The organism is Streptomyces sp. Tek67B01 (assembly GCF_055231995.1).
The window spans coordinates 1,365,505-1,385,779 of the sequence record NZ_JBUYUY010000001.1 but is presented as its reverse complement, the minus strand read 5'-3'; the positions used below and the strand labels follow the sequence as shown (position 1 = coordinate 1,385,779).

16 protein-coding genes are annotated in these 20,275 nt (G+C 71.9%); 11 read left to right on the top strand and 5 right to left on the bottom strand.

The window, feature by feature from the left end:
* Window positions 1–23: 23 nt before the first annotated feature.
* On the top strand, window positions 24–710 hold the full coding sequence (locus ACV7NM_RS06415) for an endonuclease V (protein ID WP_463409357.1): 687 nt from the start codon (window positions 24–26) through the stop codon (window positions 708–710).
* 105 nt (window positions 711–815) lie between these two features.
* On the opposite strand, the gene ACV7NM_RS06410 is transcribed toward ACV7NM_RS06415, so the two are convergent.
* Window positions 816–2,021 carry a saccharopine dehydrogenase family protein gene (locus ACV7NM_RS06410; protein WP_463409356.1) on the bottom strand — a complete coding sequence of 402 codons (1,206 nt, stop codon included), beginning with the start codon at window positions 2,019–2,021 and terminating at the stop codon, window positions 816–818.
* Between the two features lie 93 nt (window positions 2,022–2,114).
* Here ACV7NM_RS06410 and ACV7NM_RS06405 point away from each other — a divergent pair, with 93 nt between their 5' ends.
* From ACV7NM_RS06405 to ACV7NM_RS06380, 6 genes are all read left to right on the top strand, one after another.
* The gene (locus tag ACV7NM_RS06405; protein ID WP_463409355.1) at window positions 2,115–2,507 is read left to right on the top strand and encodes an MmcQ/YjbR family DNA-binding protein; all 393 of its coding nucleotides are present in this window, start codon (window positions 2,115–2,117) and stop codon (window positions 2,505–2,507) included.
* A 105-nt stretch (window positions 2,508–2,612) separates the two neighbouring features.
* Entirely contained in the window at window positions 2,613–3,743 is a 1,131-nt protein-coding gene (locus ACV7NM_RS06400) for a CaiB/BaiF CoA transferase family protein (RefSeq protein WP_463409354.1), read from the top strand.
* The gene (locus ACV7NM_RS06395; RefSeq protein ID WP_463409353.1) at window positions 3,743–4,768 is read left to right on the top strand and encodes an LLM class F420-dependent oxidoreductase; all 1,026 of its coding nucleotides are present in this window, start codon (window positions 3,743–3,745) and stop codon (window positions 4,766–4,768) included. Before ACV7NM_RS06400 ends, ACV7NM_RS06395 begins: the two co-directional genes overlap by 1 nt.
* Window positions 4,769–4,777: 9 nt before the next feature.
* Entirely contained in the window at window positions 4,778–5,920 is a 1,143-nt protein-coding gene (locus tag ACV7NM_RS06390) for an acyl-CoA dehydrogenase family protein (protein WP_463409352.1), read from the top strand.
* Between the two features lie 23 nt (window positions 5,921–5,943).
* Window positions 5,944–7,158, top strand: coding sequence for an acetyl-CoA C-acetyltransferase (locus ACV7NM_RS06385; RefSeq protein ID WP_463409351.1), 1,215 nt, complete (start codon window positions 5,944–5,946; stop codon window positions 7,156–7,158).
* Between the two features lie 44 nt (window positions 7,159–7,202).
* On the top strand, window positions 7,203–9,374 hold the full coding sequence (locus tag ACV7NM_RS06380; protein WP_463409350.1) for a 3-hydroxyacyl-CoA dehydrogenase NAD-binding domain-containing protein: 2,172 nt from the start codon (window positions 7,203–7,205) through the stop codon (window positions 9,372–9,374).
* Between the two features lie 45 nt (window positions 9,375–9,419).
* On the opposite strand, the gene ACV7NM_RS06375 is transcribed toward ACV7NM_RS06380, so the two are convergent.
* Together ACV7NM_RS06375 and ACV7NM_RS06370 are read right to left on the bottom strand one after the other, a co-directional pair.
* Window positions 9,420–10,079: a maltokinase N-terminal cap-like domain-containing protein gene (locus tag ACV7NM_RS06375; protein ID WP_463409349.1), complete on the bottom strand. Its 660-nt coding sequence runs from the start codon at window positions 10,077–10,079 to the stop codon at window positions 9,420–9,422.
* Between the two features lie 10 nt (window positions 10,080–10,089).
* On the bottom strand, window positions 10,090–10,815 hold the full coding sequence (locus ACV7NM_RS06370; RefSeq protein WP_463409348.1) for a MerR family transcriptional regulator: 726 nt from the start codon (window positions 10,813–10,815) through the stop codon (window positions 10,090–10,092).
* 85 nt (window positions 10,816–10,900) lie between these two features.
* Here ACV7NM_RS06370 and ACV7NM_RS06365 point away from each other — a divergent pair, with 85 nt between their 5' ends.
* The gene (locus tag ACV7NM_RS06365; protein ID WP_463409347.1) at window positions 10,901–12,733 is read left to right on the top strand and encodes an AMP-dependent synthetase/ligase; all 1,833 of its coding nucleotides are present in this window, start codon (window positions 10,901–10,903) and stop codon (window positions 12,731–12,733) included.
* A gap of 43 nt (window positions 12,734–12,776) precedes the next feature.
* Here ACV7NM_RS06365 and sph read toward each other — a convergent pair whose 3' ends face one another.
* Window positions 12,777–13,769 (bottom strand): sphingomyelin phosphodiesterase, encoded by a 993-nt coding sequence (sph, locus tag ACV7NM_RS06360; protein ID WP_463409346.1) that lies wholly within the window; start codon window positions 13,767–13,769, stop codon window positions 12,777–12,779.
* Window positions 13,770–13,896: 127 nt separating this feature from the next.
* On the opposite strand from sph, the gene ACV7NM_RS06355 reads away from it, so the two are divergent.
* Window positions 13,897–14,784, top strand: coding sequence for an oxygenase MpaB family protein (locus ACV7NM_RS06355; protein WP_463409345.1), 888 nt, complete (start codon window positions 13,897–13,899; stop codon window positions 14,782–14,784).
* A 37-nt stretch (window positions 14,785–14,821) separates the two neighbouring features.
* Here ACV7NM_RS06355 and ACV7NM_RS06350 read toward each other — a convergent pair whose 3' ends face one another.
* Complete coding sequence (locus tag ACV7NM_RS06350) at window positions 14,822–16,330, bottom strand: M1 family metallopeptidase (RefSeq protein WP_463409344.1); 1,509 nt, start codon at window positions 16,328–16,330, stop codon at window positions 14,822–14,824.
* 294 nt (window positions 16,331–16,624) lie between these two features.
* Between ACV7NM_RS06350 and ACV7NM_RS06345 the strand changes: the two genes are divergently transcribed.
* Together ACV7NM_RS06345 and ACV7NM_RS06340 are read left to right on the top strand one after the other, a co-directional pair.
* Window positions 16,625–17,488 (top strand): SCO6745 family protein, encoded by an 864-nt coding sequence (locus tag ACV7NM_RS06345; RefSeq protein WP_463409343.1) that lies wholly within the window; start codon window positions 16,625–16,627, stop codon window positions 17,486–17,488.
* Window positions 17,489–17,583: 95 nt separating this feature from the next.
* Window positions 17,584–20,055, top strand: a complete 2,472-nt coding sequence (locus ACV7NM_RS06340; RefSeq protein ID WP_463413853.1) for a Tex family protein — start codon at window positions 17,584–17,586, stop codon at window positions 20,053–20,055.
* Window positions 20,056–20,275 lie beyond the last annotated feature (220 nt).

Here is a 20,275-nt window from a genome sequence, read left to right as displayed (position 1 = left end):
TCGTCAGGCTACCCTCGCACCTCATGACGACTGCCGAGACCCCCGCCGACGAGACCGAAGCCCGAGCCGTACAGGACGAACTGCGCCGGAGCGTGGTGCTGGACGAGCCGGGCCCACCGCCCGGGACGGGGCTCGTCGCCGGAGTGGACGTCGCCTACGACGACGCACGGGACCTGGTCGCCGCGGCGGCCGTGGTCCTCGACGCGGCCACCTTGGAGGTGGTCGAGGAACGCACCGCCGTCGGCCGCGTCAGCTTCCCCTACGTGCCGGGACTGCTCGCCTTCCGGGAGCTGCCCACGGTGCTGGCCGCGCTCGACGCCCTGACCGTCACGCCCGACCTCGTCGTCTGCGACGGCTACGGGCTCGCGCACCCGCGTGGTTTCGGCCTCGCCTGCCACCTCGGGGTGGTGACCGGGCTGGCGAGCATCGGCGTCGCGAAGAATCCGTTCACCTTCACCTACGAGGAACCCGGCGCCCGGCGCGGCGACGCCGCCCCGCTCCTCGCGGCGGACGGCGGCGTCGTGGGGCGGGCGCTGCGCACCCAGGACGGGATCAAGCCGGTCTACGTCTCCGTCGGCCACCGCGTCTCGCTCGACAACGCCTGCGCCCACACCCTGGCGCTCAGCGCCCGCTACCGGCTCCCGGAGACCACCCGGCGCGCCGACTCGCTGTGCCGTCGCGCCCTGCGTGAGGCGGCGGAGACACCCTGACCACCCGGCACCCCGCTCAGCCGGCACCCCGTCAGCCGACCCCGCACAGGCGATACCCGGACACCCGGACACCCGGCGAGCGGACGACCGCGGGAGCGAGACGCGTCACACAGCCCGGTCGGCCGCCACGCGGAAGCGGATGCCGGCCTTCTGGAGCCGGTCGAGCAGGGCGTCGCCCATCGCCACCGCAGTGGTGAGCTGTCCGGAGGTCTCCGGGAGGGCGTCGTAGGCCAGGCACAGGGCCGACTCCGCCAGCATCTTCGCCGTCTCGCCGTAGCCGGGGTCGCCGCCCGAGACCTCCGTGAAGATCCGTCGGCCGCCGCCCGTCCCCACGAAGCGGACGGTGAACCAGCTGCGCGCCCGTCGCTCCGCGTCCGGCCCCCGGCCCGGCTCCCAGCGGCTCATCAACCACCGCCGCGCGGCGGGCACCTGAGCCAGCGCCACGGTCGCCCCGACCGCGGCCGTGGCCCCCACCGCGACCGGCAGCCGGCGCACGCCCGCGTAGTGCCGGTAGCGGAAGTCCGGGCCGTAGCGCTCCAGGGCGGCGGCCGAGCGGGCGACGACACGCGGGTCCAGCGTCGGCAGCGGCAGTGCCCAGCCGCCGGTCTCGCGGCTGAACCGGGGCGCGCCCCCGGAACCCCGCACGCGCCGCCCCGGCAGCCGTGGCTCGTACAGCCGGCGCTCCCGGGCGGCGGCCAGGGTCTGCGGGCCCCGGCTCAGCGCGGTGAGGCCGGAGGCCAGGGTCCCGCCGGAGAGCAGTGCGTTGGAGCGCATGAAACCGTCGACCCGCAGCGGCACCCCGTCCGGCAGCCGGCTCACCGTGAAGTACGCCCCGAGGTCGGCCGGGATCGAGTCGAAGCCGCACGCGTGTACCAGCCGCGCGCCGGTTTCCCGGGCCCGGGCGTCGTGGGCGACGTACATCCGGTCGACGAACTCCGGCTCGCCCGTGAGGTCCACGTAGTCGGTGCCCGCCCCGGCGCAGGCCGCGACCAGTTCCGCGCCGTACCAGACGTACGGCCCGACGGTCGTGGCCAGGACGCGGGTGGAGGCGGCCAGTTCCCGTACCGCCCGTGCGTCGGAGGCGTCCGTGCGGATCAGGGGCACGGTCGCGCAGGCCGGGTCCAGTGCGGCCAGCCGCTCGCGCAGCCGCTCCAGCTTCGCGAGGTCCCGACCCGCGAGGGCCCACCGGCAACCGGCCGGGGCGTGAGCGGCGAGGTACTCGGCGGTCAGGGTCCCCACGAATCCCGTCGCGCCGAAAAGCACGAGGTCGTGGGCGCGTTGCCGTTCTGTGCGGCGTACCCGCTCGTTCATGACGCTCCTCCCGGCTGGTGTCGGTGGCTGAGGCTAGCGTGAGTTCCGACTGTCCGTGCGAGCAGGTGTGACCTGCGGTAAGTGGAGGCGTCGATGAAGGCCGCGGTGCGCAAGTGGCAGAAGGTGCGGGAGTTCGCGCTGGGGCTGCCCGAAGCGGTCGAGGAGTTCCCGTGGGGACCCGAGGACCGCGTCGTCAAGGTCAACAAGAAGATCTTCGTCTTCCTGGGCAATGCCGACGGCCCACAGCCGCCCGGCCTCTCGGTGAAGCTCAAGGACGAGGCGCTGCACGGACACGCGATGACCTTCCCCGGCGCCGAGCCCACGGGATACGGCCTCGGGCGGGCCGGATGGGTCTCCCTGCCGCTGGACGGGACGGGGGCCCCGGCCGCCGATGTGCTGTGCGAGTGGGTGGAGGAGAGCTACCGAGCCGTCGCGCTCAAACGCCACGTCGGGGAACTCGACGCGCGGCTCGGCGCAGATGGCTAAGCGCCCGCTCTTGTGCTGAGTGGAACACGTTCCTAGCATCACTGGTGTTACATCAGTTGTGTCACACACTTCACCCACCTCACACGGGGAAACGCTGGGGGCTCGATGGCAGTGTCCGGTACCGGCCCGCTCGCCGGGGTACGCGTCGTCGAACTGGCCGGGATCGGCCCGGGCCCGTTCGCGGCGATGCTCCTCGCCGACCTCGGCGCGGACGTGGTCCGCGTGGACCGTCCCGGGGGTGGCGGCCTCGCCGTCGATCCGGCGTACGACGTCACCAACCGCAACAAGCGCTCGGTGCTGATCGACCTCAAGGCCCCCGACGGTCCCGACCGGGTGCTGGAACTCGTCGAGCGGGCCGACGTACTGATCGAGGGGTTCCGCCCGGGGGTGGCCGAGCGGCTCGGCGTCGGCCCGGCCGACTGCCACGCCCGCAACCCGAGGCTGGTCTACGGCCGCATGACCGGCTGGGGCCAGGACGGCCCGCTCTCGCACACCGCCGGGCACGACATCGCGTACATCGCCGTCACCGGCGCCCTCGGCATGATCGGCAACCCGGGCGAGCCACCGGCCGTTCCCGCCAACCTGGTCGGCGACTACGCGGGCGGATCGCTCTACCTCGTCATCGGCGTCCTCGCGGCCCTGCGGCACGCCGGCGCCCCCGGTGGCAGCGGCCAGGTCGTGGACGCGGCGATCGTCGACGGGACGGCCCATCTCACCGCCATGATCCACGGCATGATGGCGGCCGGCGGCTGGCAGGACCGGCGCGGTGCCAACCTGCTCGACGGCGGCTGCCCCTTCTACGGCACCTACGAGACCTCCGACGGCGGGTACATGGCGGTCGGAGCGCTGGAGCAGCAGTTCTACGACACCTTCGTGGAGCTGCTCGGCATCAAGGAGCAGGCGCCGGCCCGCAAGGACCTCGCCCGGTGGGGCGAGCTGCGCGAGGCCGTGGCCGCACGCTTCGCGTCCCGGACCCGGGCCGAGTGGACGGCCGTGTTCGAGGGCTCCGACGCCTGCGTGGCGCCCGTGCTGTCCCTGGGCGAGGCACCGCACCACCCCCACCTCGCGGCCCGGGGCACCTTCACCGGCGTCGCCGGGATCACCCAACCGGCCCCCGCTCCCCGCTTCTCCGCCACCCCGACCGCCGTCACCGGCGGCCCCGCGCAACCGGGGGCGGACACGGAATCCGTGGCCCGGGACTGGGACGTACCGAACCTGCGCGGGAGGGACGCCTGATGGAACTCTCCATGATGCTCGACTACGCGGGCGATCCTCGCCGGGCCGCGGACGAGGCGGCCGCGCTGGAGACGGCCGGGCTCGACGCGGTGTGGGTCGCCGAGGCCTGGGGCTTCGACTCCCCGACGATCATGGGGTACCTGGCGGCCCGGACCGAGCGCATGCGGATCGGCTCCGCCATCTTGAACGTGTACTCCCGCACCCCCGCCCTCATCGCCCAGACCGCCGCCGGCCTCGACGTGATGTCCGGCGGCCGGGCCATGCTCGGCCTCGGGGCCTCCGGCCCGCAGGTGGTCGAGGGCTGGCACGGCAAGCCGTACGACAAGCCCGTCGGCCGCACCCGCGAGACGGTGGAGCTGTGCCGCCGGATCTGGCGCCGCGAGACCATCGACCACCACGGCATCACCGACATGCCCCTGCCGCCGGCCAAGGGCGGCCGGCACGGCAAACCGCTGAAGATGCTGACCCGACCCGTGCGTCCGGCCGTGCCGGTCTACGTGGCCTCCCTCGGCCCGGGGAACGTGGCGATGACCGCGGAGATCGCCGACGGTTGGCTGCCCACCCTGTTCCTCCCGGAGAAGGCGGACGCCGTGTGGGGCCGCTCCCTCGCCGAGGGCGCCGCCCGCCGGGCCCCCGAACTGGGCCCGCTCCAGGTCGTCGCGGGCGGCCTGCTCGCGATCGGCGAGGACGCGGCGGCCGTACGGGAACTCGCGCGCCCGCAGATCGCCCTGTACGTCGGCGGCATGGGCGCGGTCGGCAAGAACTTCTACAACGACCTCGCCGTCGCCTACGGCTACGAGGAGGAGGCCCGGAAGATCCAGGAGCTCTACCTCTCCGGCCGGGGGCGCGACGCCGCGGCGGCCGTACCGGACGAGTTCTGCGAGCTGATGACGCTGTGCGGGCCCGCCGGCTACGTACGCGAGCGCGTCGAGGCGTTCCGGGCGGCGGGCGTCACCATGCTCAACGTCACGCCCGTCGGACCCGAGCCGGCCCGACTGATCGAAACCGTCAAGAGCTGGCTTTAGGGAGCCCCGATGCAACGCCGCATCTTCGACGCCGACCACGAGGCGTTCCGCGAGACCGTACGCACCTTCCTCGCCAAGGAGGTGCTGCCGCACTACGAGCAGTGGGAGAAGGACGGCATCGTCAGCCGCGACGCCTGGCGGGCCGCCGGACGGCAGGGTCTGCTCGGGCTCGCCGTCCCCGAGGAGTACGGAGGCGGCGGGAACACCGACTTCCGCTACGCCGCCGTGATCGCCGAGGAGTTCACCCGCGCGGGCGCGCCGGGCCTCGCGATCGGCCTGCACAACGACATCATCGGGCCGTACCTGACGTCACTGGCCACCGAAGACCAAAAGCGCCGCTGGCTGCCCGGGTTCTGCTCCGGTGAGACGATCACCGCGATCGCGATGACCGAACCCGGCGCAGGCTCCGACCTCCAGGGCATCCGCACGAGCGCCGAGGACCGGGGCGACCACTGGCTGCTCAACGGCTCCAAGACCTTCATCTCCAACGGCATCCTGGCCGACCTGGTCATCGTGGTGGCGAAGACCACCCCCGAGGGCGGGGCGCACGGCCTGTCCCTGCTGGTCGTCGAGCGCGGCGCGGAGGGTTTCGAGCGCGGCCGCAACCTCGACAAGATCGGCCAGAAGGCGCAGGACACCGCCGAGTTGTTCTTCCACGACGTACGGGTCCCCAAGGAGAACCTGCTCGGTGAACCGAACGGCGCCTTCCTCCACCTCATGACCAACCTGGCCCAGGAGCGCATGGGCATCGCGATGGCCGGCATCGCCGCCGCCGAGCACCTGCTGGAGATCACGACCGCGTACGTGAAGGAGCGCGAGGCCTTCGGCCGCCCGCTCTCCAAGCTCCAGCACATCCGGTTCGAGATAGCGGAGATGGCCACCGAGTGCGCCGTCACCCGGGCGTTCCTGGACCGGTGCATCGTGGACCACTCCAACGGCGAACTGGACCACGTCCACGCCTCGATGGCCAAGTGGTGGGCCACCGAACTCCAGAAGCGGGTCGCGGACCGCTGCCTGCAACTGCACGGCGGCTACGGGTACATGAGCGAGTACCGGGTCGCGCGGGCCTTCACCGACGGACGCATCCAGACCATCTACGGCGGCACGACCGAGATCATGAAAGAGATCATCGGTCGTTCCCTGCTCGGCTAACCTCCCCTCGAAAGGCTTGACCAGTGAGCACCGAAGCGTACGTATACGACGCGATCCGCACGCCGCGCGGACGCGGCAAGGCCAACGGCGCCCTGCACGGCACCAAACCGATCGACCTGGTCGTCGGCCTCATCCACGCCCTTCGTGAGCGCAACCCCGGCCTCGACCCGGGCACCATCGACGACATCGTGCTCGGCGTCGTCGGCCCGGTCGGCGACCAGGGCTCCGACATCGCCCGCATCGCGGCGATCGCCGCCGGCCTCCCGGACACGGTGGCCGGGGTCCAGGAGAACCGCTTCTGTGCCTCCGGCCTGGAAGCCGTCAACCTGGCCGCCGCCAAGGTCCGTTCCGGCTGGGAGGACCTGGTCCTCGCGGGCGGCGTCGAGTCCATGTCGCGGGTGCCGATGGCCTCCGACGGCGGCGCCTGGTTCGCCGACCCGATGACGAACTGGGACACCGGCTTCGTCCCGCAGGGCATCGGCGCCGACCTGATCGCCACGATCGAGGGATTCTCGCGGCGCGATGTCGACGAATACGCGGCCCTGTCCCAGGAGCGCGCCGCGACGGCCGTCAAGGACGGCCGCTTCGCGAAGTCCGTCGTCGCCGTCACCGACCGCAACGGCCTGGTTGTCCTGGACCACGACGAGTTCATCCGCCCCGGCACCACCGCCGACACCCTCGCCAAGCTCAAGCCGTCCTTCGCGGACATCGGCGACCTCGGCGGCTTCGACGCCGTCGCGCTCCAGAAGTACCACTGGATCGAGAAGATCGACCACGTCCACCACGCGGGCAACTCCTCCGGCATCGTCGACGGGGCCTCGCTCGTCGCCATCGGCTCCCGCGAGGCGGGGGAGCGCAACGGCCTGACGCCGCGCGCCCGGATCGTCTCGGCCGCCGTCTCCGGCTCCGAGCCCACCATCATGCTCACCGGCCCCGCCCCGGCCACCCGCAAGGCCCTCGCCAAGGCCGGTCTGACCATCGACGACATCGACCTGGTCGAGATCAACGAGGCGTTCGCGGGCGTCGTGCTCCGCTTCGTCAAGGACATGGGCCTCTCCCTCGACAAGGTCAACGTCAACGGCGGCGCCATCGCGCTCGGCCACCCGCTCGGGGCCACCGGCGCGATGATCCTCGGCACCGTCATCGACGAACTGGAGCGCCAGGACAAGCGCTACGGGCTCGTCACGCTCTGCGTCGGCGGCGGCATGGGCGTCGCGACCGTCGTCGAACGTCTCTGAATCGTCCTGTGACCACCGAACCCTCCGACACGGAAGTAGCGAACATGAGCGAGTCCACCACGATCCGCTGGGAACAGGACGAGACCGGCGTCGTCACCCTCGTCCTCGACGATCCCGACCAGTCCGCCAACACGATGAACCAGGCCTTCAAGGACTCCATCGCGGCGATCGCCGACCGCGTGGAGGCGGAGCGGGACTCCATCCGGGGCATCATCTACACCTCCGCCAAGAAGACCTTCTTCGCCGGCGGCGACCTCAAGGACATGATCCGCCTGCGCCCCGAGGACGCCGGGCTCGCCTTCGAGACCGGGACCGCGATCAAGCGCTCGCTGCGCCGCATCGAGACCCTGGGCAAGCCCGTCGTCGCCGCCATCAACGGCGCGGCCCTCGGCGGCGGGTACGAGATCTGCCTCGCCTCCCACCACCGGATCGCCCTCGACGCGCCCGGCTCCAAGATCGGCCTGCCGGAGGTCACGCTGGGCCTGCTCCCGGCCGGCGGCGGCGTGACCCGTACCGTGCGCCTGATGGGCATCGCGGACGCGCTGCTGAAGGTCCTGCTCCAGGGCACCCAGTACGACCCGCGGCGTGCCCTGGACAACGGCCTGGTCCACGAACTGGCGGCGACGCCGCAGGAGATGCTGGCCAAGGCCCGCGCCTTCATCGACGCCAACCCCGAGTCGAGGCAGCCGTGGGACGTCCCCGGCTACAAGATCCCGGGCGGCACGCCGTCCAACCCGCGCTTCGCCGCGAACCTGCCGGCCTTTCCCGCCAACCTCAAGAAGCAGCTGAACGGGGCCCCGTACCCGGCGCCGCGCAACATCCTGGCCTGCGCGGTCGAGGGCTCGCAGGTGGACTTCGAGACCGCGCTGACCATCGAGGCCCGGTACTTCACCGAGCTGGTCACCGGCCAGACCGCCAAGAACATGATCCAGGCGTTCTTCTTCGACCTCCAGGCCGTCAACGCCGGCCGCAGCCGCCCCCAGGGGATCGAGCCCCGCCGGGTGCGCAAGGTCGCGGTGCTCGGCGCCGGGATGATGGGCGCGGGCATCGCCTACTCCTGCGCCCGGGCGGGCATCGAGGTGGTGCTCAAGGACGTCACCCCCGAGGCCGCGGGGAAGGGCAAGGCGTACTCCGAGAAGCTGCTCGACAAGGCCCTCTCGCGCGGCCGCACCACCGAGGCCAAGCGCGCCGAACTGCTCGCCCGGATCACGCCCACCGCCGACGCCGCCGACCTGGCGGGCTGTGACACCGTCATCGAGGCCGTCTTCGAGGACACCGCCCTCAAGCACAGGGTGTTCCAGGAGATCCAGGACGTCGTCGCCCCCGACGCCCTGCTCTGCTCCAACACCTCCACGCTCCCCATCACGGGACTGGCGGAAGGCGTCTCACGCCCGGTCGACTTCATCGGGCTGCACTTCTTCTCGCCCGTCGACAAGATGCCGCTGGTGGAGATCATCAAGGGCGAGCGCACCGGGGACGAGGCCATCGCCCGCGCCTTCGACCTGGTCCGCCAGATCAACAAGACCCCGATCGTGGTCAACGACTCGCGCGGCTTCTTCACCTCGCGGGTCATCGGCCAGTTCATCAACGAGGGCGTGGCCATGGTCGGCGAGGGCATCGAGCCCGCCTCGATCGAACAGGCCGCCGCGCAGGCCGGTTACCCGGCCAAGGTGCTGTCCCTGATGGACGAGCTGACGCTGACCCTGCCGCGCAAGATCCGCAACGAGGCGCGCAAGGCCTTCGAGGCCGAGGGCCGCCCGTGGACCGAGCACCCGGCCGACGCGGTCATCGACCGGATGGTGGACGACTTCGACCGCCCGGGCCGCGGCGGCGGCGCCGGGTTCTACGAGTACGACGAGACGGGCAAGCGCGCCCGCATCTGGCCGGGCCTGCGCGAGCACTTCGCCAAGCCGGACGCCGAGATCCCCTTCGAGGACATGAAGGAGCGGATGCTCTTCTCCGAGGCGCTGGACACCGTCCGCTGCCTCGACGAGGGCGTTTTGACCTCGATCGCCGACGCCAACATCGGCTCGATCATGGGCATCGGCTTCCCGGCCTGGACGGGCGGCGTCATCCAGTACATCAACGGCTACGAGGGCGGCCTGCCGGGCTTCGTCGCCCGCGCCCGCGAGCTGGCCGCGCAGTACGGCGAGCGGTTCACCCCGCCGGCGTCCCTGGTGGCCAAGGCGGAGCGCGGCGAGACGTACGCGGACTGACCACGGCCCACGGCTCCGGGGGCCGCGGCCCCCGGAGCCGTGCTCTCAGGCCGTGTAGAGCGCGGCGAACAGGGCCCGGTGGGCCGTGCCGTCCGGGGCGTTCCAGCCCGCCGTCACCCCGCCGATCGCGCCGGACGGGACACCGGTCGCCTCGTGCGGGCGCAGCACGCGCGCCACGGTGAGCCTCGGGCCGTCGCCGAGGGCGATCTCCGTGTCCCGCGCGGTGTGCTCGGCCTGCGGCCGCACCGGGGGGAGCAGGGGGACCAACATGGCCCGCCCGTCGAACTCCGCCTTGACCGAAGGGTCCGGCGTGTCCGATTGGCTTTGCGCCTGGGCGACGGTCCGCCCCTGGAGCAGCGACAGCAACTGCCCGACGAGGACCGGGTCACGGGTGCCGTCGTACACCCAGCGCCGGCCGAGGACGCCGTGCTCCGAGGTGCCGATGAGAGCCGCCTCGGCGTCCTCCAGCGGCGCCCCGCGGTAGGTGAGCGGCACGTGGTACGCGACCGGGCGGCCGCCCGAGTCGTCGGTGAGCACCATGAATTCCATGCCCACCTCGCCCTCCGGGTCGTCGAGCCGGAAGCCGCCCGCGCGGGCCGGCTCGGGAGCGCGTCCCGCCGACTCGTACCACGGTTGCGTCGGAAGCCAGGACGCGAGCAGCTCCAGTTTGCCCGGTGTCATCGTGGTCTTGTGAATGATCGCCATGCTCACGAACCTACCCCTCCGGGACGAAGGCCGCCCGCAGCTCCTCCCGCAGCGATCGCTGAAAGGCCGTCACCAAGGCCTGCACGACCATCGGTTGCATGTGCGCGGACAGCGCCTTCATGGACTCCACCCGCTCCGGATCGCTCTCGCCCTCGGTGAACGGCCCCCACACCTCGTCCCTGAACAACGCCGTCAGTTCGTGCGCCGCAGACCGGGTGTGCTCCGTCAACACCCGTCGGGCAGCCAGGATCGTCTCGTGCGCGATCGGCACGTCCAGCAGCGCCACCCCCAGCCGCAGCAGGCCCACGTCCACCCGGAACCCGCCCCCCGAGACGGCGACCACGTTCATCGCGGTCAGCCGCCGGATGTCGGTCTCCGTCAGCGCCCGGCCGGCCCGCTTCTCCAGTTCCTCCCGCGAGGACTCCAACGCCGAGTCCGGCGCCCAGGACGAGACCAGTGCCCGGTGGATCGCCAGGTCGTGCGCGCTCAGGTCGTCGGGCAGCGCGTCCAGGTAGCGCTCGATGGCCGACAGCGTCATGCCCTGGTGCTGCAACTCCTCGATCAGCGCGAGGCGGGAGAGGTGCTCGGGCCCGTAGTGGCCCACCCGGCGCGGGCCGATCACGGGAGGGGGCAAAAGCCCGCGCGTGCTGTAGAACCGTACGGTGCGGACGGTGACGCCCGCCCGGGCGGCCAGCTCGTCGACGGTGAGCGTCGGCTCGGGTGCCTGGTCGGCCATCGTCTGCGCCTCGCTCTCTGCTCCACAGCTTGGGTTCAACAGTATTGCTGTCGCACCAACGATGTGAAACGGCCAGGAGCTGCCCATGACCACGACACTTCCCCTGCCCGGACCGCCCGAGGAGCTCACCCTCCCCGTCCTGCTCGCCCGCAACGCCGGGGAACACGGGGACCTGCCCGCGCTCTCCTGGCGCGAGGGAGCCGGCTGGAGGACCCTCGACTGGCGCGAGGTGCGCCAGGAGGTCGCGGCCCTGGCCTCCGGCTACGCCGCCTTGGGCGTCGAGCGTGGCGAACACGTGCTGCTGATGATGGGCAACCGCCCCGAGCACTGGCTCACCGACCTCGCCCTCGTCCACCTCGGCGCCGTGCCCGTCACCGTGTACGGAACCTCCGCGCCCGAGCAGGTCGCCCACATCGCCCGCCACAGCAGGGCCAGGCTCGCCGTCGTCGAGGGCGCCGGCGAGCTCGCCCGTTGGGAGCCGCTGCTGGACGACCCCGGTGTGGCCCTGGAACGCCTCGTCGTCGCCGAAGAGGCCGACGCGGGCCCGCACCGCACCTACGGCTCCCTGCGCGTGGCCGACGTCCCACCGCAGCGCGCCGAGGCCTTCGAGAAGGCCTGGCGCGAGACGCTGCCCGAGGACCCGCTGACCGTCGTCTACACCTCCGGCACCACCGGCGACCCCAAGGGCGTACGGCTCACCCACCGCAACATCATGCTCCAGGCGGTCCGCCTCGACCGGCGCACGGACCTGCCCGAGCACGCCGAGCACATCTGCTACCTGCCCTTCGCGCACATCGCGGAGCGCATCCTCGGGATCTACCTGCCGCTGTTGCGGGCCGCGCACGTCCGCCTCGTAGCCGACCCGGCCGCCGTCGCGCACGCCGTCCGCGAGCTGCGCCCCGTGCAGTTCTTCGGCGTGCCCCGGGTCTGGGAGAAGCTGGCGGCGGCGGTACGGGCCGTCCTCGCGGGGCTGCCCGAGGAGCGGCGGGCCGCCATCGAGGAGGCGGGCGGCGTGGCCCGCGCCGTGGCCGGGCACCGGGAGCGCGGCGAGCCGGTCCCGGCCGCGCTCGAAGCCTCCTACGCCCGGGCCAAGGAGCGGGTGCTGGACCCGCTGCTGGGCCGGGCCGGGATGGACCGGCTGGTCTGGACGGCCAGTGCCACCGCGCCGATGCCGATCGACGTGGTGCGGTTCTGGGCTGGCTGGGGCATCACGATCATGGACGCCTGGGGGCTGACCGAGACGTCCGGGGTCTGCACGGTCAACAGCCCGGACGGCTTCCGGCTGGGTTCGGTGGGCCGTCCGATCGAGGGTGTCGAGCTCGCGATAGCCGGGGACGGGGAGATCCTCACCCGCGGCGCGACCGTCTTCGGCGGCTATCTGCGGCCCGACGGCTCGGTGGAGTCCGCGAGCGACGCGGACGGTTGGTTCCCCACCGGGGACGTGGGCCGGCTCGACGAGGACGGCTTCCTCTGGCTGACCGACCGCAAGAAGGAACTGATCGTCACCTCGAACGGCAAGAACGTCTCGCCCGCCCTGGTGGAGAACACGGTCAAGGAACACCCGCTGATCGGCCAGGCCCTCGTCCACGGCGACGGCCACTCCTACCTCGTCGCGCTGCTCGTCTTGGACCCGGAGGTGGCACCCGCCTGGGCGGCGGCCCGCGGCATCGAGGCTGCCTCGCCCGCCCAGCTCGTCGGGCACCCCGAGGTCCGGGAGGAGGTCGCCCGCGCGGTGGAGGCCGCCAACGCCCGGCTCAACCGCAGCGAGCGGATCAAGAGGTACCGGCTGCTGAGCGAGGAGTGGGGCCCGCGGTCGGGAGAACTCACGCCGTCCCTGAAACTGCGCCGCGGGGTCGTCCGCGAGAAGTACGCGGACCTGATCGAGGGACTGTACGTCGAGGGGCTGTACGAGGCGTAGCGCGCCGCGGGGGCCCGCCGATCGGGCGGGCCCCCGCGCCGGGTCAGTGCCCGATCAGCGGGTAGTGGTCCGAGAGGTTGGTGTACGTGTAGGAGGTGCCCCAGCTGGAGACAGTCCAGGGAGCGGTCTCCTCCTTCACCACCGTGTTCTCCCAACCCGTCGGGCGGGCGTTGCCCTTGCGGTAGAGGACGTAGTCCAGGTCCTCGCGCGGGTCCGTCGGGTAGCGGTAGTGCGCGATGGAGTTGAGCGCCGTGTCGAAGGAGTACCGGTGCCCCGTGCGGGAGTCGGCGGCGGCCAGATCGGCGTTCGCCAGCATCGAGCCGTACTCGGCGCTGCGCGAGTCGACGTTCATGTCGCCCGCCACGATGACCTCTTCGTGGGCCGGGATGTTCTTGGCGTCCAGGAAGGCGTCTATCGAGCGGAACTGGCGGGCGCGCATGTCCGCCGCCTCTCCCGTGCCGCAGCCGGAGTCGGTGGACTGGGTGTGGGTGCCGACCACGTGCACCTTGGTGCCGTTCACGTTCAGCACCACGTACGCGAAGCCCTTGTTGGACCACCAGTCCGAGCCGCAGGCGTCCTTGTAGATCACCTGCTCCTTGCGGAGGATCGGCCACTTGCTCAGGACCGTGACTCCGCCGTCCTCCGGGGTGGTGGAGGAGAACGAGCCGCCCGTGGCGTCCCAGCCGCTCTTGGAGCGACCGACGACGGGCGTCTGGTAGGGGTACTGGGCCGAGGCGTTGGACTTCAGCGCGTCCGAGGCGCTGTTGTCGAAGGCCTCCTGGAGCACCACCACGTCCTGCCCTTGGAAGAAGGGCGCCCTGGGGATGGCCGAAGCCCGGTACCCCTGGCCCCAGTTGGGGTAGAGGTTCGTGGACATCAGGAACGTGTTGTAGGTCAGGACGCCGAGGCGCGGAGCGCCGGCGCTCTGCGCGGCGCCGGCGGCCGGGGCGGTGGTGAGCGTCAGCGCGGCGGCGGCGGCGATCGCCGCGACGGCGGTGGCGGCGGCGCGTCCTCGGCGGTGCGAACTGTGCGTCATGGGGGCTCCGTCATTCCTGCGGGGACGATCGACGCCGTCATCCAAGCAGCCGCGGTTACCTCTGGGTAACACCCGTGCGGCGACTTTCTGTCCGCAGCACGGCCGTCTGGACTCGCATACTTGAACCATGAGCAACACCGAGCCCGCCGCCCGGCCGCTCGCCCACCGCCGTGAGCCCGAGCCGCCCCCGCCCGGCGGTGTGCTGTGGACCATCGCCGGGGACGTCCGCGCCCTGCTGATGCTCCCCGCCGCCTTCACCATGCAGGTCGCCCACCCCGCGATCGGCGCCGGCGTCGACGAGCACTCCGTCTTCCGCACCGACCCCTGGGGGCGCGGCGAGCGCTCGCTGCGCTCCGTCCAGCTGTGGGTCTACGGCGGCGAGGAGGCGGCCGAGGAAGGCCGTCGGGTACGCCGCCTGCACAAGGAGATCCAGGGCACCGACACCCGCGGGCGCCGCTACCACTCCCTGGACCCCGCCTGCTATTCCTGGGTCCACGCCACCGGCTTCCCGGTCTACCTGTACGCCGGCCGGTACCTGCTGCGCCGCTTCACCCCCGCCCAGGAGCGGCAGCTGTACCGGGAATGGCTCCAGGTCGGCCGGATCCTCGGCATCCACGACCGGGACATGCCACAGACCATCGAGGAGTACTGGGTCCACTACCGCCGGATGTTGGCCGAGGAGATCGAGCCCACCGCGGTCGCCCGAGAACTGGTCGCCACCGATGTGGCGCTGCGCCGGCCCGAGGGCGGGTCCCCTCCGGTGCGCCTGCTGCTGCGGCTCACTTGGCCGTTGCTGGGGTCCGCGTTCCTGCGGCTGCGGGCGTTCGTCACCGTCGGCTACATGCCGCCCGACGCGCGCGCCGCCATCGGGTTGGAGTGGACCCCCGCGCAGGAACGCAGGCTCCGACGGTTCAGCGCGGTCGTGCGGATGCTCGTACCGCTGCTCCCCGAGCGGCTGCGCTACCTGCCGATCGCCCGCGAGGCGCGGGCACGGTGGCGCGCCGCCGCCCACTGAGGGGCGACGGCGCGCGGGGCCGCGGTGTGTGGGTGCGTCAGTGCTCGTGGATCGAGTTCGTCTCGGCGATCTTCTTCCAGGACTTCGGCTCCACCGGCTCGGCGGCGGGGGCCTTCGAGGAGCGCGCGACCGGGGACCGGCCATCGGCCGGCGGGCCGAAGGCGGGCTTGCCCGGCGTGTACAGCCAGGTCTCGAAGAGCCCGCCCAGCGGCTTGCCGGAGACCTTCTCCGCGTACCGCACGAAGTCCCCGACCTTGGCGTTGCCGTAGGCGTGCTCGGCCGGCCAACCCTTGAGGATCTCGAAGAACTTCTCGTCGCCGATCTCGTTGCGCAGCGCCTGGATGGCGATCGCGCCCCGGTCGTAGACGGCACCGTGGAACTGGTTGTCCGCACCGGGGTCGCCCGGCTTGACCTGCCAGAACGGGTCCTCCGTCGCGTACGTCCGGTACGTCCAGTCGGCGAGTTCCTGCGCCGTGCCCTCGCCCTCCTTCTCCGACCACAGCCACTGGCTGTAGCGGGCGAACCCCTCGTTGATCCAGATGTCCTTCCAGTTGTCGACGGACACGCTGTCGCCGTACCACTGGTGCGCCAGCTCGTGGACGATCACCGACACGTTCGCGCCGTTGGAGAACTGGCGCGGGCTGTAGAACGGCCGGCTCTGCGTCTCCAGGGCGAAGCCGGACGGCACGTTCGGCACGTACCCGCCCAGCGCGTTGAAGGGGTACGGGCCGAAGACGCTCTCCAGCCACTCCGCGACCTCGCCCGTCCGCTCCACGCTCGCGCGCGCCGCGCCGGCGTTGTCGCCCAGGTCCTTGCTGTACGCGTTGAGGATCGGCAGTCCGCTCGCCGTCTTGCCGGTGGTGATGTCGAACTTGCCGATGGCGAGGGTGGCGAGGTACGTGGCCTGCGGCTTGTTCGAGCGCCAGTTGTAGCGGGTCCAGCCGAGCTTCGAACTCTGCGACTGGAGCACGCCGTTGCTGATCGCCTGGGTGCCGTCCGGGACGTTGACCGAGATGTCGAAGGTGGCCTTGTCGAGCGGGTGGTCGTTGCTCGGGAACCACCAGACGGCAGAATCGGGCTCCTGCGCCGCGACGCCGCCGTCCGGGGTGCGCTGCCAGGCCGACCAGCCGTCCACCTTGAACTCGGAGGGCTTGCCCGCGTACTTGACGACGACCGAGGCCTGCTTGCCCTTCTCCAGGGTCTGCGCCGGGGTCACTTCCAACTCGTGCACCCCGGAAGTGGCGAACCTCGCCTTGGCGCCGTTGACGCGGACCTCACTGACCTTGAGGCCGAAGTCCAGGTTGAAGCGGGACAGGTCCTGGGTGGCGGTGGTCAGGAGGGTGGCGGTGCCTTCCAACAGGTCCGTCTTCGGTTCGTACTTCAGCCGCAGGTCGTAGTGCGAGACGTCGTATCCGCCGTTGCCGCTGGTCGGGTAGTAGGAGTCGCCTATGCCCGGGGCGCCCGGGACGGCACTGGCCGCCGATGCCGGGATCACCAGCAGCAGGGAAGCGGCGAGCACGCTCGGGGCGATGACTTTGCGGTGCACGAAGAGCTCCAAGGGGTAGGGGAGACAGTTCCGTTTCGCGGATGCGTGGTGCGACCGTATTCACGCGTGACGGCCCACGTCATGTCCATGGCGCCTGCTGTCACATGATCGCCATTCGGCCGTCACAGGGCACGGCGCAGCGCCGCGAACAGGCGGGTCCGGGCGCCGGGCGGTCGAAGATCGGCCGGATATGGCGGGTCCGGCCCGCCCGGGGACCGCGCGGCACCGGCCCGACACGACATGGCCGCGAAGGCGGTCTGGTCCGCATACTAAGCAGTCGGTAATCTGCGCGGTATGACTCTTCCTCCGCGCGCCGCCCGCCGCTGTTGGCATGCGGCCATCAACCCGCTGCACGCCACCGTCTACTTCTCGCCCGACCTCGGCAAGGAGTACGCCGCCCTCGGTGTCACCCACCGCGCCGCCGTGAACCTCGCCTCCCGGTCCGCCGCCATGGGCGCCGTCGGCGCGGGTACGGTGACCGCCGCGTTCTACAACTACCGCCACGACCTGGTCGCAGAACACCTGCCCGCCGTGTGGGAGGTCACCTCGCCCGAGCAGGCGGTCGCCGCCCGGCTGCGCGCCGTCGACAACACCCTGAGGCGCCTTCTCGGCGACGAGACCGTCGCCTCGCCCGAGGTGGCCGAGGCCGCCGACCTCGCGATGCGCGCCACCGAAGCGTGCACCCGGCACGCCCGCCCCCTCTACTCCGCCCACGCCGACCTGCCCGTGCCCGAGGAGCCGCACCTGCGGCTGTGGCACGCCACCACCCTGCTGCGCGAGCACCGAGGCGACGGTCACCTCGCCGCACTGCTCCTCTCGAACCTCGACCCGGTGGAGGCCCTGCTCAGTCACACCGCCACCGGCCGCGGCATGGCACCCGAGTGGATCAAGTCGATCCGCGGCTGGGAGCAGTCCGATCTCGACGCGGCCACCGACCGGCTCCGCCGGCGCGGCATCCTCGACGAGTCCGGCGGGCTCACCGAGGAAGGCGCCGCCGTACGGGAGCGCCTGGAGACGGACACCGACCGCCTCGACGCCGCCCCCTACGAGCACCTCGGCGCGGACGGTCTGGGCCGCCTCGCCGAACTCGGCGGCGCGCTCGTCGCGAAGGCCATCGGCGCCGGAGCATTCCCGCAGGGCCTCTTCGCCAAGGCCTGAGCCGGGTCTTTCGGACGTCCGTCACCGCCACCTGCCACAATTGGCAACCTTCCACGCATCCCATGCATACGTACGAAGGCAGGCAGGACCGCACCGTGACGATGTCCATCGAAGGCAGGATCGCCGAGGAGCTCGGCGTACGGGAACGGCAGGTCAAGGCCGCCGTCGAGCTGCTCGACGGCGGCTCCACCGTGCCGTTCATCGCTCGCTACCGCAAGGAAGCGACCGAGATGCTCGACGACTCCCAGTTGCGCACCCTGGAAGAGCGGCTGCGCTACCTGCGCGAGCTGGAGGACCGGCGCGCGGCGATCCTGGACTCCGTACGCGAACAGGGCAAGCTCGACGCGGAGCTGGAGGCCCGCATCCGGGAGGCCGACACCAAGGCCCGCCTGGAGGACATCTACCTGCCCTTCAAGCCCAAGCGGCGCACCAAGGCGCAGATCGCCCGCGAGGCGGGCCTCGAACCGCTCGCGGAAGGCCTGCTGGCCGACCCGTCGGTGGAACCGACCTCCGCCGCGGCCGCGTTCGTGGACCCCGACAAGGGTGTGGCGGACGCGGCGGCCGCCCTGGAGGGCGCCCGGGCGATCCTCACCGAGAAGTTCGCCGAGGACGCCGACCTGATCGGCGAATTGCGCGAGCGGATGTGGAGCCGCGGTCGGCTCGCCTCCAAGGTGCGCGAGGGCAAGGAGGAGGCGGGCGCCAAGTTCGCCGACTACTTCGACTTCGCCGAGCCCTTCACCGCGCTCCCCTCCCACCGCGTCCTCGCCATGCTCCGAGGTGAGAAGGAGGATGTGCTCTCCCTGGAACTGCAGCCCGACGAGCCGGACGAGCGCGCGGAGACGGCCGCGCCCGGCCCTTCCGCGTACGAGGGCGCGATCGCCCGCCGCTTCGGCGTGACGGCCCCCTCGGGGCAGAGCCGTCCCGGCGACAAGTGGCTCGCCGACACCGTCCGCTGGGCCTGGCGCACGAAGATCCAGGTGCACCTGGGCATCGACCTGCGGACCAGGCTGCGCGCGGCCGCCGAGGACGAGGCCGTCCGCGTCTTCGCGGCCAACCTCCGCGACCTGCTCCTCGCGGCGCCCGCCGGCACGCGCGCCACGCTCGGTCTGGACCCGGGCTTTCGCACCGGCGTGAAGGTGGCCGTCGTCGACGCCACCGGCAAGGTCGTGGCCACCGACGTGATCTACCCCCACGTCCCCGCCAACAAGTGGGACGAGTCCATCGCCAAGCTGGCCCGGCTGGCCAAGGAACACGCGGTGGAACTCGTCGCGATCGGCAACGGCACGGCCTCCCGCGAGACGGACAAGCTCGCCGGCGACCTCATCTCCCGCCACCCGGAGCTCGCCCTGACCAAGGTCATGGTCTCCGAGGCGGGCGCCTCGGTGTACTCGGCCTCCGCCTTCGCCTCGCAGGAACTGCCGGGCATGGACGTCTCGTTGCGCGGCGCCGTCTCCATCGCCCGCCGCCTCCAGGACCCGCTCGCCGAGCTGGTGAAGATCGACCCCAAGTCCATCGGGGTCGGCCAGTACCAACACGACCTGTCCGAGGTGAAGCTCTCCCGCTCGCTGGACGCGGTCGTCGAGGACTGTGTGAACGGTGTCGGCGTCGACGTCAACACCGCTTCCGCACCGCTGCTTTCGCGGGTGTCGGGCATCAGCGGCGGGCTCGCCGAGAACATCGTGGCCCACCGCGACGCCAACGGCCCCTTCCGCAGCCGCAAGGGGCTCAAGGACGTGGCCCGGCTGGGCCCCAAGGCGTACGAGCAGTGCGCCGGCTTCCTGCGCATCCGCGGCGGGGACGACCCGCTGGACGCCTCCAGTGTGCACCCCGAGGCCTACCCGGTCGTGCGGGGCATGGCCAAGACGGTGGGCAGCGAGGTCGCGGCCCTGATCGGCAACGGTGGCGTGCTGCGCTCCCTGCGGCCGGAGCAGTTCGTCACGGAGGCCTTCGGTCTGCCGACGGTCACCGACATCCTGCGCGAGCTGGAGAAGCCGGGCCGCGACCCGCGCCCCGCCTTCAAGACGGCCACCTTCAAGGAGGGCGTGGAGAAGATCGGCGACCTCGCCCCCGGCATGATCCTCGAAGGCGTGGTCACCAACGTGGCCGCCTTCGGCGCCTTCATCGACATCGGCGTCCACCAGGACGGCCTCGCGCACGTCTCGGCCCTGTCCAAGAACTTCGTCAAGGACCCCCGTGACGTGGTCAAGCCCGGCGACATCGTCCGGGTGAAGGTCATGGACGTGGACATCCCGCGCAAGCGGATCTCCCTGACGCTGCGGATCGACGACGAGGCGACGAACGACGGCGCCCCCGGCGCCCCGAGGCAGCGCGAGGAGCGGCGCGGCGGCGGCCGTCCCCCGCAGCAGCGCGGCCAGGGCGGCCGACGGGACGGGGCGGCCCAGGGCGGACAGGGCGGAACCGGCGGCGGACAGGGCAGGACCGGCGGCGGTCAGGGCAGGGCGGGCGGCCAGGGCGGCGGCAACGCCCCGGCGCCCGCCAACAGCGCGATGGCGGACGCCCTGCGCCGGGCCGGCCTCACCGGCAAGGAGGAGCGCCGCAAGCGGTGACGGACCGCGCGCGCGATCACGTACGGGTTGGCCGAATAGGTTCCCCACCGGGGCGCACCGCCTTGCCAACTCCCTTACAAGATCTGTAGGCATGGGTGGAACGCCCGTTCGTCCTGACGCGGACGGGCGTTCGCATTCCCCTTCGGGCCCGCACTCCGGAGGCCGCCTCAAGGCACAGGATGTACACCCATGCCCACGCACGCCTATCGACGCTGCCCGA